This window comes from Cytobacillus sp. FSL W7-1323 (assembly GCF_038595015.1).
In the GTDB taxonomy this organism is placed as follows: domain Bacteria; phylum Bacillota; class Bacilli; order Bacillales; family Cytobacillaceae; genus Cytobacillus; species Cytobacillus kochii.
This window is the reverse complement of the sequence record NZ_CP151998.1, coordinates 3,948,185-3,966,037: the sequence shown is the minus strand read 5'-3', so window position 1 is coordinate 3,966,037 and position 17,853 is coordinate 3,948,185. Positions and strand designations below refer to the sequence as shown.

Genomic DNA, 17,853 nt, shown 5'->3' with positions numbered 1-17,853 from the left:
TTAATGTATAGAGCTGAAAGGAATAGAAACAATATAGATGTATGTGAGATATCAAGGAGGATTCTATTCAAATGAGTATTAAATTAGCAGTCATTTATTATAGTTCAACAGGTACCAACTACCAAATGGCACAGTGGGCAGAACAAGGGGCAAAAGAAGCCGGCGCTGAAGTGAAGTTGTTAAAGATTCCTGAAACAGCACCTGAAGCAGCCATCGATTCCAATCCTGCATGGCGTGCCAATGCTGATGCTACGAAAGATGTACCAGAAGTTACACTTGCTGACCTTGAATGGGCAGACGCGATTGTTTTTAGTTTCCCAACTCGTTTTGGTAACATTGCTTCACAAGTGCAAGCTTTTATTGATACTGCTGGGGGCCTTTGGGCACAAGGCAAACTTGCGAACAAAGTAGTGAGTGCAATGAGCTCTGCTTCTAATCCTCACGGAGGTCAAGAAGCAACCCTTCTTTCATTTTATACAACTATGTTCCATTGGGGCGCGATTGTTGCCGCACCGGGCTTCACTGACCCAAGCATATTTGCTGGTGGCGGAAATCCTTACGGCGCAAGTTCAACTCAAGGACAAGATGGTAAAATCGTTGAAGATAATGAAGCAGCAGTTAAACATCAAGCCAAACGTACGGCAACTGTTGCTGAATGGATTCAAAAAGGCCAAGAATAATCATGCTTTAAAAAGGTATTTTAGGGAGACTCCTAAGATACCTTTTTTTAACTTGGGGATATAAGTGAAATTTTCTATCTAGTTGCCATGTCGTTGTGTGAATGGATAAAAGGATTTCCTTAACACATGGCTGATTATATAAATATCTGTTGGTTAAAATAACCAAAAGGAAATATTTGTCGAAAAAAATTCACGGAAAATATCCTTATGAGGCGACATTTTGTGGTGGAATGCATTACAATAATACATACAAATAAATCCTAGTGGTTTTACTTTTTTGGAAAAAGGGAACTACGAATGAAAATGTAGTCTATAGAGAAAAATTTATTTTTTGGGAAAAGGTGAGAATGTGAACAAGAAGAAATTCCAGTACTGGTCTCTTCAAATTCTAATTATTGTATCCGTCATTTTTGTAGCTTCAAAAATTTCTTTTTTATTTGAACCGATTGGAATCTTTTTTTCCACGTTGTTCTTCCCTATTATTATCTCGGGGTTCTTATTCTTCATTTTAAATCCATTTGTGCATTTAATTGAAAAAGCAAAAATTCCTAAGATATTATCGATCATATTACTATTTGCAATTGTTGCTGGATTGCTGGTGCTTGTCGTTAGTATTTTTGTACCAAAAATTTCAGCCCAATTGGCAGGGTTATTAAATGAACTACCTACCTATGTTAAACAAACAGAACAGTTCTTTAACAACTTCTCGCAATCTGAGGGTTATCGCTGGTTAATGAATCAAGATTATGTAACACAAGAAGAAATAATGGGTTATTTAGTTGATTATGCTAATCAACTTCCACAAAGGATTACGAATGGTCTCAGCGATTTAGTTGGATTAGTTGCAAATATAGCCATTACGATTATTACTGTACCATTCCTTTTATTCTTTATGTTAAAAGACGGGGAGAAGTTCCCACCTGCACTAGGGAAGTTTGTTCCCAAAAGTTATCGTGCTGAAGCAATTGATACATTAAAAGAAACAGGTAAAACTCTTTCTTCCTATATTCAAGGTCAGATTACGGTCGCATTATTCGTCGGGACAGCGTCTTTTATCGGTTTCTTAATTATTGACCTACCATACGCAATTGTTTTGGCATTAATTATTTCAGTAACGAATATTATTCCTTATGTTGGACCATTTATTGGTGGTGCACCGGCGGTTATAGTTGGGCTATTTGAATCACCTACGATGGCGATTTTAGCAATAATAGTCATCGTCGCCGCACAACAATTAGAAGGTAATTTAATTTCACCATTAATTTTAGGGAAAACATTAAATACCCATCCAGCAACAATCATTATTATCTTATTGGTAGCAGGAAACTTAGCTGGTATATTAGGCATGTTACTTGCTGTACCAACATACGCCGTTGGGAAAACCATTGTATTAAGCGGTGTTCAATTTATAAAAGCAAGGAAAATGGCAAAAGAGATGGAAGCTGAAAAAGGTCCGCATCCAGCAGATATATAAATGAGTAGAACCCCATCAAAGTGAGATGGGGTTCTACTTTTCTTAGGGAAAAGCGTTTAGTTTTTAAAGTTTTTAATAAAAAGAAAGGTTAACTAATTAGAATGAGAAATATGAGCTGACGTGCGTGTTGTTGATTAATAAGAAGGGTTTTAGTGGGTAGGTGTAATTGACTTGTATAACTCCTTGATTCAATCATTGTATGTGTTCAATTAAACCTGTTTATCTATTCAAATTTACTAGATGCCCCCAACTATGGACTAATTCTATAACTCATTTATGTAGAAGGAAATTTCATTTAGCTAACCCAAATCCAAATACTAAATACACCTATTGGGAATAGAAGAAAGACAGGGATAAGCCATTTTCGATATTTATAACTAAAAGTATAATCTCCTTTTTTACGGTCAAAGGTGTTTTTAGAGAAGAGTATCCTGTAGGTGAAAAAGACGTAACTGACAACGAAAAGCAGTAGAAATGTAATGAGAAAGAGCCATTTCATATCAACGAAGCCCAAGTTTGTGACACGAAGTATTTCTGCTATAACAAAAAGCCCCGAAAGGCATACAGCACCAACAATTTTAATGACGAAGTCTTTTTCATATGCTTTTTCCTCGTCATTACTGTTTATATAATCTTTAATGGTTTTTAGGGCATAAATAAAAACGGCTAGCCACGCAAATGCAAAAATAAAACCAAACAAAAAATCACCTCGTCTATTTCGCCATATAACAAAAGACGATTTTATATAGAATAAAGTTTCAAAATAAATGAAAAGTTAATTTGTACCTTCATACCCGTTTATTTTAATCCTAACCTTCTTTTCATCTCTTTGTCGAATGGATATCGAATATTTGTTCGCTTTTTTGTGGTTTAGATAAGAGGATTTGTGGTAGAATGAGGATATAGAAAATCGGAATGTAATAATGATTAGACACGCTTTACTTTTTACATAGAGGAGGTTTCTGATTTGGATCAAACATTTGAGTTAGTTTCAAAATATTCCCCACAAGGTGATCAACCTGCAGCTATTAAAGAGCTTGTAAATGGGATTCAAGAGGGGAAAAAGCATCAGACATTACTAGGTGCAACTGGAACCGGGAAAACGTTCACTGTTTCTAACGTCATTAAAGAAGTGAATAAACCAACGTTAGTAATTGCTCATAATAAGACGTTAGCAGGTCAATTATATAGTGAATTTAAAGAGTTCTTTCCCAATAATGCGGTAGAGTATTTTGTTAGTTACTATGACTACTATCAACCAGAAGCATATGTACCATCCACTGACACATTTATTGAGAAAGATGCGAGTATTAATGATGAAATAGATAAGCTCCGCCATTCAGCTACCTCCTCATTATTTGAAAGAAATGATGTTATCATCATCGCCAGTGTTTCTTGCATCTATGGTTTGGGATCTCCTGAGGAATATAGAGAGCTTGTCTTAAGTTTAAGGACGGGAATGGAAATAGAGCGAAATCAATTATTAAGGAAGCTAGTCGACATACAATATGAGCGCAATGATATGAACTTTATACGTGGGACATTTCGTGTACGCGGTGATGTCGTAGAGATATTCCCTGCTTCGAGAGACGAGCATTGTTTACGTGTGGAGTTTTTTGGAGATGAAATAGATCGGATTCGTGAAGTCGATGCTTTGACCGGTGAAATTTTAGGTGATCGTGATCATGTAGCCATTTTCCCGGCATCTCACTTCGTTACCAGAGAAGAGAAAATGCGTGTAGCCATCGAAAATATTGAAAAAGAATTAGAAGAAAGGCTGGCTACCTTACATGAAGAAGGCCATTTATTACAGGCACAACGCCTAGAACAAAGAACGCGATATGATCTAGAAATGATGAGAGAGATGGGTTTTTGTTCAGGGATTGAAAACTACTCCCGTCATTTAACTCTTCGTCCAGCTGGTTCGACTCCTTATACTTTACTTGATTACTTCCCAAAGGACTTCTTACTTGTTATTGATGAATCTCATGTGACATTGCCGCAAATAAGAGGGATGTATAATGGTGACCAAGCCCGTAAGAATGTATTAGTAGAACATGGTTTTCGTCTTCCTTCTGCAATGGATAACCGTCCTCTTACTTTTTCTGAGTTTGAAGATCATATTAGCCAGATTGTTTATGTTTCTGCGACTCCTGGTCCGTATGAATTAGAACAAACACCTGAAATGATTGAACAAATCATTAGACCTACTGGATTGTTAGATCCTATTATTGATGTCCGACCGATAGAGGGACAGATTGATGATTTAATTGGTGAAATTAATGATAGAATTGAGAAAAATGAACGTGTACTCATTACCACTTTAACGAAAAAAATGTCTGAGGATTTAACGGATTATTTAAAGGAAATTGGTATGAAGGTTCAATACCTACATTCCGAAGTGAAAACCCTTGAGAGAATCGAGATTATTAGGGAGCTTCGTATGGGTACCTATGATGTGTTAATAGGTATTAATTTGTTGCGAGAAGGGCTTGATATTCCAGAAGTTTCACTCGTAGCGATTCTTGATGCCGACAAAGAAGGATTTTTACGTTCAGAACGTTCACTTATCCAAACGATTGGGCGTGCTGCTCGTAATGCAAATGGTCAAGTTATAATGTATGCTGACCGAATGACAGACTCCATGACAAAAGCTATAAGTGAAACAAAACGCCGCCGTAGCATTCAAGAAGATTACAACACAGAACACGGTATCACGCCACAGACGATACAAAAAGAAATTCGTGATGTGATTAGAGCGACACAAGCAGCGGAAACGCCAGAGGAGTATAATAGTGCTGATAAATTAAGTCAATTAAATAAAAAAGAACGTCAAAAATTAATAGCAGATATGGAGAAAGAGATGAAGACTGCAGCAAAGGATTTAAATTTCGAACGAGCGGCAGAGCTTCGTGATCTTATTCTTGAACTGAAGGCGGAAGGATGATGAACGGAAATGGCAATGGAGAAATTGATTGTTAAAGGTGCAAGGGCACATAATTTAAAAAATGTCGATGTAACAATCCCAAGGGATAAGCTTGTTGTCTTAACGGGATTATCAGGATCGGGAAAATCGTCCTTAGCGTTTGATACGATTTATGCAGAAGGACAGCGCCGTTATGTTGAATCCCTCTCTGCCTATGCAAGACAGTTCTTAGGACAAATGGATAAGCCGGATGTGGATACGATTGAAGGTTTATCTCCTGCGATTTCTATAGACCAGAAAACAACTAGTAAAAACCCTCGTTCAACGGTAGGAACTGTAACAGAAATCTATGATTATTTGCGTCTATTATTTGCGAGAGTAGGACACCCAACCTGCCCTAATCATAATATAGAAATTTCTTCTCAAACTGTTGAACAAATGGTAGATCGTATTATGGAATATCCGGAAAGAACAAGATTGCAAGTACTGGGACCTGTTGTTTCTGGTAGAAAAGGAACACATGTAAAGGTATTAGAAGAGGTAAAGAAACAAGGGTTTGTTCGTGTTCGGGTTGATGGTGATATGCTCGATTTAGGAGAAGAAATCGAGCTTGAGAAAAATAAAAAACATTCTATTGAAGTGGTTATTGACAGAATTGTTGTGAAGGAAGGCGTGGAGGCCAGATTAGCTGACTCGCTCGAAACAGCACTGAAAATGGGAGAAGGAAAAGTCATAGTTGATGTGATTGGAGAAGAGGAATTATTATTCAGTGAAAATCATGCATGTCCTATTTGTGGTTTTTCAATTGGAGAACTTGAACCAAGAATGTTCTCTTTTAATAGTCCTTTCGGTGCCTGTCCCGATTGTGATGGCTTAGGTGTAAAGTTAGAAGTAGATCCGGATTTAGTCATCCCTAATAAAGATCTCACATTGAAGCAGCATGCGATTGCACCTTGGGAACCGAATAGCTCACAATACTACCCGCAGCTTTTGGAAGCAGTATGTACGCACTATGGCATTGATATGGATATCCCCGTATCAGCTATTCCAGATGAACAAATAGATAAAATCCTTTATGGTTCTGGTAAGGAAAAAATATATTTTAAATATGAAAATGATTATGGCCAAGTGCGTGAATCACATATTGTCTTTGAAGGTGTGATGAATAATATCAAGAGAAGATATAAGGAGACAAGCTCTGATTATATTCGTGAACAGATGGAGAAGTACATGGGGGAACATAAATGTCCTACGTGTAAAGGCTACCGTCTTAAGAAAGAAAGCTTAGCAGTCTTGATTGATGGTCATCATGTTGGGAAGCTTACAGATTTATCTGTTGAAGAAGCTTATGACTTTTTTGGGCAATTACACTTAACAGAAAAAGAAATGAAAATTGCTAATTTGATCATGAGAGAAATTAAAGAACGTCTTGGATTTCTTATTAATGTTGGCTTGGATTATTTAACGCTGAGCCGGGCTGCTGGAACTCTCTCAGGTGGGGAAGCCCAACGAATTCGTTTAGCCACCCAAATTGGTTCACGGTTGACTGGAGTGTTGTATATTCTTGATGAACCTTCTATTGGATTGCATCAAAGGGATAATGACCGATTAATCGAAACGTTAAAGAACATGCGTGATATCGGTAATACGTTAATTGTGGTAGAGCATGATGAAGATACGATGCTTGCAGCGGATTATTTAATTGATGTGGGTCCAGGTGCAGGGGTGCATGGTGGTGAAATAGTTTCCAAAGGTACACCAGAAGAAGTAATGAAAGATGATTACTCTTTAACCGGTCAATATTTATCAGGGAAAAGATTTATCCCACTGCCGATAGAAAGAAGAAAAGGTGACGGTCGTTTTATTGAGATTAAAGGGGCTAAAGAGAATAACTTGAAGAATGTGAACGTCAAGTTCCCTCTTGGTACTTTCACGGCTGTGACTGGTGTCTCAGGCTCAGGGAAGAGTACGTTAATCAATGAGATTCTCCATAAAAGCTTAGCGCAAAAACTACATCGAGCGAAAAGTAAGCCGGGTGCACATAAGGAAGTGAAAGGAATTGATCAATTAGACAAAGTCATAGATATTGATCAATCGCCTATCGGAAGAACGCCACGTTCTAATCCGGCTACCTATACAGGAGTATTCGATGACATTCGTGATGTGTATGCTTCTACAAATGAAGCAAAAGTTAGGGGCTATAAGAAGGGGCGCTTTAGTTTTAACGTCAAAGGTGGCCGTTGTGAGGCCTGTCGTGGAGATGGGATTATTAAAATCGAAATGCATTTTCTTCCTGATGTATATGTGCCATGTGAAGTCTGCCATGGAAAACGTTATAATCGCGAGACGTTAGAAGTAAAATATAAAGGGAAGAGTATTGCAGAAATCTTAGAAATGACAGTGGAAGATGCACTTACCTTCTTTGAAAATATTCCTAAAATTCGTCGTAAGTTGCAAACCATCTATGATGTTGGATTGAGTTATGTCAAATTGGGCCAACCAGCGACAACCTTATCAGGTGGAGAAGCACAAAGGGTAAAACTGGCTTCTGAACTACATCGTCGTTCTAATGGTAAATCATTTTATATATTAGATGAACCAACAACGGGCTTGCATGTGGATGATATCGCTCGTTTACTTAATGTCTTGCAGCGTCTTGTTGAAAATGGGGATACTGTGCTCGTGATAGAACATAATCTAGATGTAATTAAAGCTGCTGACCATTTAATTGATTTAGGTCCTGAAGGTGGACTTAAGGGGGGTACAATCCTAGCTACAGGTACCCCTGAAGTGATTGCAGAAACAGCCGAGTCTTATACAGGAAAATATTTAAAACCGATTCTTGAACGTGATCGCAAAAGAATGAAAGAGCAAATTGAGCATAAAGAAGCAAGTGTAACGAATGCTTAATGGTTTTAATAGAAAATACCACGGGTCTATCGGCTCGTGGTATTTCCTATTAAAAAAGATAAAGATTTGTAACTCTATAGCAAAAGGGATGTAACTATCCTTCGTTATAATCATAGTATTATAAGGGGAGAGGGTGACTATACGATTATGGAAGATTATTTAGCTAAATCATTAGAGGAATGGAATGAAGATATCTCTGAAGTGCTTAGTCAAATTAATGAGGAATATGATCAAATTAAGCTTGAGCTAAAACTTTACTCCTATAAATATGGAATAACTAAACAAGTCATTCAATCTACTGTCAACGATGAGATTATTGAAAGTATAAGAGAACGTTATCACAGACCGTTTGAAGAGAAGTATAATGATTTGAAAGAGCATGCAAAAGATTTGGAAGAAAAAAGAAAAGTATTTCAAATGTTCGTTAACAAGATTGATGAGGTTAAGCGTAAGGAATCTCCTCGCACAACTGACTTGGCGGCCTATCAATAAATTTTTAAAGGTACATAGCTTAAGCAGGTCCTAGGTCATAAATATCCAGGACCTGTTTGGGTTTTACTAAAATTTAATTAGCAACGATTTACCTTCTTTACTCTTCATTTTCCCTATACCACAGGAAACACCTTCAAATCTAGACCTCATGACATAAATCCCAGTCAGACTTGAGACTGGTTTTTTTATTTAAGTGAAACTTTTGCCCCTGACTATCGTACAATTGAGTAAAGAAAAATTGAAGTATAAGCCTAATTTTCGCTGATTAGGGGTAAAAATGAAATATAACCAACTTTCATTTTTCAATACTAATCATGCTGGAGATTGTCCTAAGCATACTTATTAGATATTGATACTTATTTAGCCTAAGATAAAAAGGATAATAGGGCATAGACAAAATGAACCTTATGGAGGGAATAGAATGAAGGAAGAAAGAAAACGCATTTTAAAAATGGTGGAGGATGGAAAATTATCTGTTGAAGAAGCTTTAACTTTATTAGAGAAATTAGAAAAAGCCGAAGATACGGCTGAGCAAAAGCAAGAAGAAATTATTAAAGAATTGTCTACAGCAGTAAAATTTGAAGAAGAGAAAAAAGAAGAACCTTTTAATTATAAATTTAATTCAGCAAAAGATAAGATCATTGATTTTGTCGACTCTGCATTTAAAAAGATTAAAGATGTCGATTTAGACTTTAACTTCGGACAGTCACATAGTATATCCCATATTTTCCATCAATCTGACGGTACCTTTAATGAAATTGAAGTAGATGTCGCAAACGGAGCTATCAAAGTTGTACCGTGGTCACAGACTGATGTAAGAGCAGAGTGTGAAGTAAAAGTGTATCGTGCGGAGTCTCAAGATGAGGCTCGGAAAAAATTCTTGGAGGATGCTGTATTTACCGTTGTAGATGATAAGCTGAAGTTCTCTACTCAACAAAAATGGATAAAGTTAGATGCGATACTATATGTACCTGAGAAGGAATATAATAAATTAAAACTTCGTACCTTTAATGGACCGATTGAAAGTGAAAAGCTAAAAGCGAAAACCTTTAAGGCAAAAACGGCAAACGGTAAAATTACAGCAAAGCAATTACAAAGTAAACATGCAGAGTTAGAAACCGTTCATGGAAAAATCCATGTTGAAAATGGCACGGTTGATATACTTGAAGCAGAGACGATAAACGGTGCTGTACATGTAGATGGAGATTATGAGAGAGTGAATGCACATTCTTTTAATGGGAATGTAGGTTGTGCTGTTGGGGGTTCCCGCTGTGAATCGATTGAAGCAAAAGCAACAACTGGAAATGTAGAAGTAACGCTTCCCCCATTTGCAGAAGTAAGTGGTGAACTTAAAACGAATTTAGGAAGTTTTGATATTCATATTGAGGGAATTGAGATATTAGAGGAAAAGAGTGATGTTATTCAGAAGGTGCTTCGTTTCCGCTCTATTAAAGATCCTCAAGGTGGTTTAAGGTTAAATGCAGATACAAAAACAGGGTCTGTCACAGTAAAAAAATCTAGCTCAGTTTTCTAATGGAAAGGTGTCATATGTATGAAATGGTTAATTGGTATTGTCATTAATGCCATATTATTTATTGCTTTATCTGGCTTTATAGGAGATTCTTTTTATTTATCAGGTTTCGGATCTGCCTTGTTAGCTAGTTTTATCCTATCCATTCTTAATATAATTGTTAGACCGATATTGATTTTATTGACATTACCAATTACGGTCATTTCGTTAGGGTTATTTTTATTCGTTATCAATGCAGTAACCTTAATGATTACGAGTGGATTAATGGGAGATACTTTTGAGATTGCCGGCTTTGGCACAGCTATTCTGGTGGCAATTATTATGTCAGTAGCAAATTTGATTATACAAAAGGTTCTCTGGGATTAAGTAAAAACACACCGCCTTTTTTAAATGGGTGGTGTGTTTTTGCTTTTAGTTGCAATTGAAAACTCCTTAGCAAATGAATGTAATATTTGAATCAAGCGCAGACTCATGTCATCAGGGCTGACATCATAACCATTTTCAATCCAGTTGACGAGTAGTCCTGCTGTCCCATGGGCCATATAGAGTTTATGGACCGAGTAGTTAATATCTAGTTGATTAATCGCTGATAAGATAAAACTCTCCTCCAATACTTCATAAATCGCTTTAGGTAGATCTCGATGCAATCCTGGGATGGTATCGTTTTTTAATAAAAGATTGAAATAAGCTTGCTCAGAGTATATGAAGTGTGTTAGTTCAAATGATTTTGGATCCATCTCGGTAATACTGATGGCTTTGCCTTTTTCATATTTATTCATGCTTTTTTCTTTTACTTGTTTGAACATTTCTCTTTGCAATTCATCCGTTAGGCATTGCTTATCTTGAAAATGAAGATAAAACGTCGTGCGATTATAATCGGCTCGCTTAATAATATCCGTCACTATTACATGGCTATAGCCTTTTTCATGAATAAGGTCAATGAAAGCTTTTTTGAAAGAGGATTTCGTCCGCTCACTTTGCTTAGAGATACTACTTTTATACTCAACCAATGTATTTTTCCTCCTAAAATAAACACATTATAGTAATGTGTAGATTCTATCGACAAATTCAAAAGAATTACTGATTGTTGCTAATTATGAATCCGTTTACACTAAAAGAGAAGTTGTGAAAATAGTACCACAACGCATATGAAAGGGGTAGTTTTATATGAATCGTTTTGAAGATAAAGTCGTTATCATTACAGGTGGGGGATCTGGACTTGGTAGAGCGGCAGCAAATCAAGTAGCAGTAGAAGGCGGTAAACTTGTTTTAGTAGATTTAAATGCAAAAGGCTTAGAGGAAAGTAAACAAGAAATACTTACAGCAGCACCTCAAGCAGAGATAGAAACAATCGAAGCGAACGTAGCGAATGAAGAAGATGTAAAAAAATACGTGGCGTTTGCTGTTGAGAAATTTGGTAAAATCGATGGCTTCTTCAATAATGCAGGCATCGAAGGGAAACAAAACTTAACAGAAGACTTCGGTATCGAAGAATTCCAACGTGTAGTTGATATTAACTTAAACGGTGTATTTTACGGTATGAAGCATGTGTTAAAAGTGATGAAAGAACAAGGTCATGGTTCAATTGTTAATACCGCTTCCGTTGGTGGGATCCGTGGAGTTGGTAATCAATCAGGGTATGCTGCAAGTAAACATGGTGTAGTAGGCTTAACAAGAAACTCTGGAATCGAATATGGCCAATTTGGTGTAAGTATTAAAGCAATCGCTCCTGGTGCGATTATGACGCCGATGGTTGAAGGATCATTGAAACAAATGGGCGGAGACAATTGGGAAGAAGCAGGAAAAGAATTTGTTAGCGTCAATCCAATGAAACGCTTTGGTAAACCAGAAGAAGTCGGCTACCTAGTAGCATTCTTACTATCAAACCAAGCAGACTTTATTAATGCAACGGTTGTACCGATCGATGGTGGACAATCTTATAAATATTAATAATGATGAATGAAGCAGGGAGATGAGACATTTTCCTGCTTTTTTGAGCTTAAAATCTAATAACACCTTCGATTCAAGCAAAAACCACGTCGACTACCAAAGAGACTATAAATCACCGTACAATATAGAATAGTCTTTGAATCCCCGGGCAGAATGCCTTAATTACATCCTTTCACCTTTACAAAAGGTATCTATTACATTTAATTCCCTATTTAAAATCACTAAATCAGCTTCCTTGCCACGATCGATACTACCGATGCAATGAAACTGGCCGATTTTCTTTGCTGGGTTGACGGTAGCCATATGGATGGCTTCATGCAAAGCGATATCAGTAAAATGTATCATATTTTTAATCGCTTCATTCATCGTTAGTATACTTCCGGCAAGCGTTCCATCGACTAATGTGGCTACACCTGATTGCAGATGAACTGTTTGTCCACCTAACTCATATTCCCCATCTTCCATATGCTTTGCCCTTATACTGTCAGTAATTAATATCAGGCTTTGATATCCTTTAACCTTCAACAGCAGTTGAATCATTTCTGGGCTAATATGTAGACCATCGGCAATGATTTCAGCAGTAAAGGAATCAAGTAAAAGTGCGGCACCTGCTGTCCCAATTTCGCGATGATGTATGCCAAGCATACCATTGAAGAGGTGAGTCATATGAGAGACGCCGTAAGAATGAACGGTTTCGACTTGTTCGTAAGTAGCTTCTGAATGACCAATTGATGGGATGGCTCCGTCTGCAATTATTGGGTGTAATAACCTTTGGTGTGGATCCATTTCGGGTGCATACGTAACCAGTTTTATTTGACCTTGAGCCAGTGATTGCCAGTAGGAAAATAAATGGGGATTGGACTCTTGTATATCTGCTTTTGGCTGTGCACCTGCCTGATGTAGATTGATAAAAGGGCCCTCTAGATGTATGCCAAGTACTTTTGCCCCTTTATAAGCATGAAAACGGGCGATATTTTCAATGGCTTGAGTTATTTTTTTTGTTGGAGAAGTAATGGTTGTTGCTAAGAAACTTGTTGTTCCTTCTTTAGGTAATATCTGTGAAATGGTCTTTAAGGCAGTGGCTGTACCATCCATCGCATCGGCACCAGCCACACCATGTATATGGAGATCAATAAAGCCAGGACTAATATAGCTACTGTTTTTTAAATCATATATGTAATCGTAGCGAGTAGTCTGTGGACATGAAGCCATTTCACCGAAATCTTCAATCAGATGGCCATTTAATGTCAGATAACTGTTTGGTGAAACATAATGTTGAAAAATAATATCGGCATTAATAAAAAGGGTCTTCTTATCCATTAACTAAAATCCCTCCCTTTTGTTCAATGTATTGATTAGTCATTCTCTCCATTTATTTCGTTTCAGTGTATAATAAACAACGAGAGTCGACAATGATATGGAACGGGTTTTTTCGTATACAATGACAGTTTCAATTTAAAGCGTTTGGTTCTCGCGTAAAAAGTGCTAAAATAAAAAACGTATCAGATGAGAATGGATGAAAGAAGAATAGATCACTACAGGATAAGGAGGGGTAAGAGTGGCAAAGGTTCGCACAAAGGATGTTATCGAAAAATTCGGGTTAGAATTACTAAGCGGTGAAGAAGGTATCAACCGTCCGATTGTTACGAGTGATATTTCTCGACCAGGTCTTGAATTGGCTGGCTATTTTGATTATTTTCCGGCAGAACGCATACAATTATTAGGGAAAACAGAACTGTCATTTGCTGAAAAACTAAATGACGAAGAGAGAGAAGCAAGACTGGAGATGCTATGCTCTGACATTACTCCAGCAATCATTATTACGAGAGAGCTAGAAGTACCAGAAGAATTACTTGAAGCGGCTGAGAGAGAAGCCGTACCGATTTTAAGAACAAAGCAAAAAACCACGCGTTTTTCTAGCCTTTTGACGAATTTCCTAGAAAGTAAGTTAGCCCCTACGACTGCCATCCATGGAGTGTTAGTCGATATATATGGCGTGGGAGTCCTCATTACAGGAAAGAGTGGTGTCGGTAAGAGTGAGACGGCATTAGAACTTGTCAAAAGAGGACATCGCTTAGTAGCGGACGATTGTGTAGAAATTAGACAAGAAGATGAGGACACATTAGTCGGTAGTGCACCAGAACTCATTGAGCATTTATTAGAAATTCGTGGACTCGGTATTATTAATGTCATGACTTTATTTGGTGCAGGTGCCATTCGCCGATTTAAAAAGATTTCCCTTGTGATGGACTTAGAAATATGGGATGCTCAAAAACAGTATGATCGTTTAGGTTTAGAAGAAGAAAAGATGAAGATTATTGATACGGAGTTAATTAAAATGACCATTCCTGTCCGCCCAGGTCGAAACTTAGCGGTCATTATTGAGGTAGCGGCAATGAATTTTAGATTAAAACGTATGGGTGTAAATGCAGCAGAGCAATTTACAAATCGTTTAACGGATGTAATTGAAGATGGCGATCATGAAGATCGTTGAGATTTATTAATACATAATTAAAGGAGATATGACTATGTTGTTAACAGTGGCGCCAATTGATCCGGTTGCCTTTAGTTTAGGGCCATTGTCTGTTAGATGGTATGGCTTAATCATCGGTATCGGCATTGCACTCGGTCTTATTTTGGCGATGAGAGAGTCAGAGAAAAGAGGACTAGGTAAGGATTTATTTGCTGATTTATTGTTATGGGCTATTCCGATTTCGATTATTTGTGCAAGGATTTATTATGTGATCTTTGAATGGGACTACTATTCTCAGTATCCAGGTGAAATCATTAAAATTTGGAACGGAGGCATCGCCATTCACGGTGCATTAATCGGAGCAGTTGTCACTGCGATTATTTTTGCAAAGAAGCGTGGTGTATCCTTTTGGCAATTAGCGGATATTGCTGCACCTAGTATCATCCTCGGCCAAGCCATTGGACGTTGGGGGAATTTCGTCAACCAAGAGGCGCATGGTAGTGAAGTAAGTCGACAATTCTTAGAAAACATGCATCTACCAGAATTCATTATTAACGGGATGTATATTAATGGGGCTTATTATCATCCGACATTTTTATATGAGTCAGTTTGGAATTTCGCTGGATTTGCACTGCTACTACTACTAAGACGTGCTAATTTAAAAAGAGGGGAATTATTCCTTAGTTACGTGATTTGGTACTCTATCGGTAGATACTTTATCGAGGGAATGAGAACCGATAGCTTAATGGTGACTGAAATGTTAAGAGCAGCACAAATGCTATCGATCATATTAATAGTTGGGGCTATCGTAATTATTATATATAGAAGAGTAAGTGGGAATGCAAAAGAGAGGTATTTAGATCCTCCACAGAAACAAGCAAAAGCAAAGTAAGGGTCAGCAGAGGGGGAGTAGCAGGTGATACATTCTGTTAAAGCAGGATTAAAGGTTGGTTTTAAGACGACTTGGACATTGGGGAAAATTATCTTTCCTGTTACGTTAATTGTGGCGTTATTGCAACATACGCCAGTTTTACCATGGGTGATTGAATTAATCGCACCTATTATGGGAATATTTGGTCTATCGGGGGATGCGGCCATTCCTTTAGTTTTAGGAAACTTCTTGAATGTTTATGCTGGTATTGGTGCGATTCTCACGTTGGATTTAACGGTAAAAGAAGTATTTATACTAGCAGTCATGCTTTCGTTTTCTCATAACTTACTGATTGAAACAAGTGTAGCCATGAAAGTAGGCGTTAAACTATGGATTGTGCTCGCTGTTCGGCTCGGTTTAGCCTTTCTATCGGGGATTATTATTAATCTCGTTTGGAATGGCGGTTCTGAGATGGCAGAGTATGGTTTTGTTGGAGCAAGCGAAGAAACGATTGAAGGCATATGGCCGATTGTATGGAATGCAGTAGAAAAAGCAGGTCTCGGTATTTTTCAATTAGCGATTATTGTCATTCCATTAATGGTAATTGTACAGATTATGAAAGACCGTAAATGGCTTGCAGTATTTTCTAAATGGATGGCCCCATTAACAAGAAAGCTAGGGATGAGAGAAAATACATCGACAACTTTAGCATCAGGATTATTGTTTGGCTTAGCATTTGGAGCCGGTGTGATGATTCAAGCAGTAGAAGAGGATGGCGTTAGTCAAAAAGATGTCACTTTAGCGTTTATTTTCTTAGTAGCTTGTCATGCGGTTGTGGAGGATACTCTTATCTTTATACCTTTAGGAATACCTGTGTTACCACTTCTTCTTATTCGCATCGTAGTCGCTGTGATTTTAACAATGATTGTCGGGATGATTTGGAGGAAGCTTGAAGCAACACCGAGAAAGGAAGCGTATTATGGCTAAAATTGATACAATATTATTCGATTTAGATGGAACGTTAATAGATACGAATGAACTAATTATCTCTTCATTTTTGCATACATTAAATCATTATTATCCAGATAGCTATCAGCGTCAGGATGTACTACCTTTTATGGGTCCAACATTAGTCGAGACATTTACATCAATTGATAGGGACCGTGCGGATGAGATGGTTCATATGTATCGTACATTTAATAAAGAAAACCATGATGTATTAGTGAAAGAGTTTTCAGGCGTGTATGAGACGGTCCGCACACTAAAGGAATCGGGTTATAAATTGGGCATCGTAACAACAAAGATGCTAGACGTTGTTGAAAAGGGTTTACGCTTAACAAAGCTGGATGAATTTTTTGAAGTGATTGTTGCCCTTGATCATGTAGAAAAGCCGAAACCGGATGCTGAGCCTGTTTTAAAAGCATTATCACTATTGGACTCAGAACCACAAGAAGCCATCATGATTGGTGATAATCATCATGATATTATAGGTGGCAGAAATGCAGGTACGGTGACAGCAGGTGTTGCTTGGTCAAGTAAAGGAAGGGATCATCTTCTTCAATTTGATCCTGACTATATGTTAGAGACAATGCCGGACTTATTAACGATTTTAGAGGAATTAAACAGATGAGGAGAACCGAACGCTATCCTGTTGAAGGAGCGAACTCCCTTTGGCATGTGTATAAAACGGTCCCTTTTTTGAAAGTAGTAAAGAACTTTGTTGTGATTCAGCTGGCACGTTACACCCCGTTCTTAGGGGTGAAAAGCTGGCTTTATCGTACCTTTTTACGGATGAAAATCGGTGAACAGACTTCATTTGCGCTTATGGTAATGCTCGATGTCATGTTCCCAGAGAAAATCAGTGTGGGGCGCAATAGTGTGATTGGATACAATACTACTATTTTAGCCCATGAATATTTGATTAAAGAATATCGTCTGGGAACTGTAGAAATCGGTAACGAAGTCATGATTGGTGCCAACTGCACGATTCTTCCAGGAATAGTAATCGGAGATGGTGCGATCGTTTCCGCTGGTACACTTGTACATAAAGACGTACCCGCTGGTGCTTTCGTAGGTGGTAACCCAATGCAAATCATATTTACAAAAGAAGAAATGGAACAACGGTCATAAGCATCTGCTAACTTCACTTTCGAAAAGAAAGGGGGACAGCGGATGTTTTTTTGTTACGGATGAAGGTTAACAAGAAAAAAAGACTGAGGTACGTAAAAAGATTTTTACAGAGAGATTTGGCGCCAAGGGTCCATGCCCTCACATGACATGAAGATTCACCAGTTTCGTGAGGTCGCTCGAAGCGGATAGCAGCGCAAAGGAGAAATTCCTACTGCCCGTTTAGATTATCGTAAATAAGGACCTGACTCCCTCGTCCCCTTTTTAGCAATGAAACAAGCTTTTGCACTCCTCCTGTTTTGTTTTCTCACACCTGCCCCCTTAAAGATAAGAACGTTGAACAAAAGTAGAACCCTCCATTATCGTAAACGCCCTGAAGTTGAGACTATGGCAACAAGCGGGATCATTACATCCCCCAT

At 37.8% G+C, this 17,853-nt stretch carries 16 protein-coding genes; 13 read left to right on the top strand and 3 right to left on the bottom strand.

Annotation, left to right across the window (positions count from 1 at the left end):
* Positions 1–71 precede the first annotated feature (71 nt).
* On the top strand, positions 72–680 hold the full coding sequence (gene wrbA / locus MKX67_RS20190; protein ID WP_095371864.1) for an NAD(P)H:quinone oxidoreductase: 609 nt from the start codon (positions 72–74) through the stop codon (positions 678–680).
* A gap of 349 nt (positions 681–1,029) precedes the next feature.
* On the top strand, positions 1,030–2,154 hold the full coding sequence (locus MKX67_RS20185; RefSeq protein ID WP_095373600.1) for an AI-2E family transporter: 1,125 nt from the start codon (positions 1,030–1,032) through the stop codon (positions 2,152–2,154).
* Positions 2,155–2,449: 295 nt separating this feature from the next.
* Here MKX67_RS20185 and MKX67_RS20180 read toward each other — a convergent pair whose 3' ends face one another.
* On the bottom strand, positions 2,450–2,854 hold the full coding sequence (locus MKX67_RS20180) for a hypothetical protein (RefSeq protein WP_095371865.1): 405 nt from the start codon (positions 2,852–2,854) through the stop codon (positions 2,450–2,452).
* A 267-nt stretch (positions 2,855–3,121) separates the two neighbouring features.
* On the opposite strand from MKX67_RS20180, the gene uvrB reads away from it, so the two are divergent.
* The 5 genes from uvrB to MKX67_RS20155 all read left to right on the top strand — a co-directional run bounded on the left by uvrB (position 3,122) and on the right by MKX67_RS20155 (position 10,379).
* Positions 3,122–5,101 carry an excinuclease ABC subunit UvrB gene (uvrB, locus tag MKX67_RS20175; RefSeq protein WP_095371866.1) on the top strand — a complete coding sequence of 660 codons (1,980 nt, stop codon included), beginning with the start codon at positions 3,122–3,124 and terminating at the stop codon, positions 5,099–5,101.
* 9 nt (positions 5,102–5,110) lie between these two features.
* Positions 5,111–7,990 carry an excinuclease ABC subunit UvrA gene (uvrA, locus tag MKX67_RS20170; RefSeq protein ID WP_095371867.1) on the top strand — a complete coding sequence of 960 codons (2,880 nt, stop codon included), beginning with the start codon at positions 5,111–5,113 and terminating at the stop codon, positions 7,988–7,990.
* 147 nt (positions 7,991–8,137) lie between these two features.
* Entirely contained in the window at positions 8,138–8,482 is a 345-nt protein-coding gene (locus MKX67_RS20165) for a hypothetical protein (protein WP_342488669.1), read from the top strand.
* A 421-nt stretch (positions 8,483–8,903) separates the two neighbouring features.
* On the top strand, positions 8,904–10,016 hold the full coding sequence (locus MKX67_RS20160; RefSeq protein ID WP_342488668.1) for a DUF4097 domain-containing protein: 1,113 nt from the start codon (positions 8,904–8,906) through the stop codon (positions 10,014–10,016).
* Between the two features lie 18 nt (positions 10,017–10,034).
* Positions 10,035–10,379, top strand: coding sequence for a phage holin family protein (locus MKX67_RS20155; protein WP_095371870.1), 345 nt, complete (start codon positions 10,035–10,037; stop codon positions 10,377–10,379).
* Positions 10,380–10,399: 20 nt separating this feature from the next.
* Here MKX67_RS20155 and MKX67_RS20150 read toward each other — a convergent pair whose 3' ends face one another.
* Complete coding sequence (locus tag MKX67_RS20150; RefSeq protein WP_342488667.1) at positions 10,400–11,023, bottom strand: TetR/AcrR family transcriptional regulator; 624 nt, start codon at positions 11,021–11,023, stop codon at positions 10,400–10,402.
* A 157-nt stretch (positions 11,024–11,180) separates the two neighbouring features.
* Between MKX67_RS20150 and MKX67_RS20145 the strand changes: the two genes are divergently transcribed.
* On the top strand, positions 11,181–11,963 hold the full coding sequence (locus tag MKX67_RS20145) for an SDR family oxidoreductase (RefSeq protein WP_224937111.1): 783 nt from the start codon (positions 11,181–11,183) through the stop codon (positions 11,961–11,963).
* Between the two features lie 162 nt (positions 11,964–12,125).
* On the opposite strand, the gene nagA is transcribed toward MKX67_RS20145, so the two are convergent.
* Positions 12,126–13,283: an N-acetylglucosamine-6-phosphate deacetylase gene (nagA, locus tag MKX67_RS20140; protein WP_342488666.1), complete on the bottom strand. Its 1,158-nt coding sequence runs from the start codon at positions 13,281–13,283 to the stop codon at positions 12,126–12,128.
* A gap of 238 nt (positions 13,284–13,521) precedes the next feature.
* On the opposite strand from nagA, the gene hprK reads away from it, so the two are divergent.
* The 5 genes from hprK to MKX67_RS20115 are packed head-to-tail and all read left to right on the top strand — an operon-like array spanning position 13,522 to position 17,437.
* A complete protein-coding gene (gene hprK / locus MKX67_RS20135; RefSeq protein WP_095371874.1) occupies positions 13,522–14,457 on the top strand; it encodes an HPr(Ser) kinase/phosphatase in 936 nt (311 codons plus the stop codon).
* A gap of 34 nt (positions 14,458–14,491) precedes the next feature.
* Entirely contained in the window at positions 14,492–15,328 is an 837-nt protein-coding gene (gene lgt / locus MKX67_RS20130) for a prolipoprotein diacylglyceryl transferase (protein ID WP_095371875.1), read from the top strand.
* A gap of 27 nt (positions 15,329–15,355) precedes the next feature.
* Positions 15,356–16,294: a nucleoside recognition domain-containing protein gene (locus tag MKX67_RS20125; RefSeq protein ID WP_224937302.1), complete on the top strand. Its 939-nt coding sequence runs from the start codon at positions 15,356–15,358 to the stop codon at positions 16,292–16,294.
* Positions 16,287–16,937, top strand: coding sequence for a pyrophosphatase PpaX (gene ppaX, locus MKX67_RS20120; RefSeq protein WP_224937108.1), 651 nt, complete (start codon positions 16,287–16,289; stop codon positions 16,935–16,937). The genes MKX67_RS20125 and ppaX overlap by 8 nt, the downstream gene beginning before the upstream one ends.
* On the top strand, positions 16,934–17,437 hold the full coding sequence (locus MKX67_RS20115; RefSeq protein ID WP_224937107.1) for an acyltransferase: 504 nt from the start codon (positions 16,934–16,936) through the stop codon (positions 17,435–17,437). The genes ppaX and MKX67_RS20115 overlap by 4 nt, the downstream gene beginning before the upstream one ends.
* Positions 17,438–17,853 lie beyond the last annotated feature (416 nt).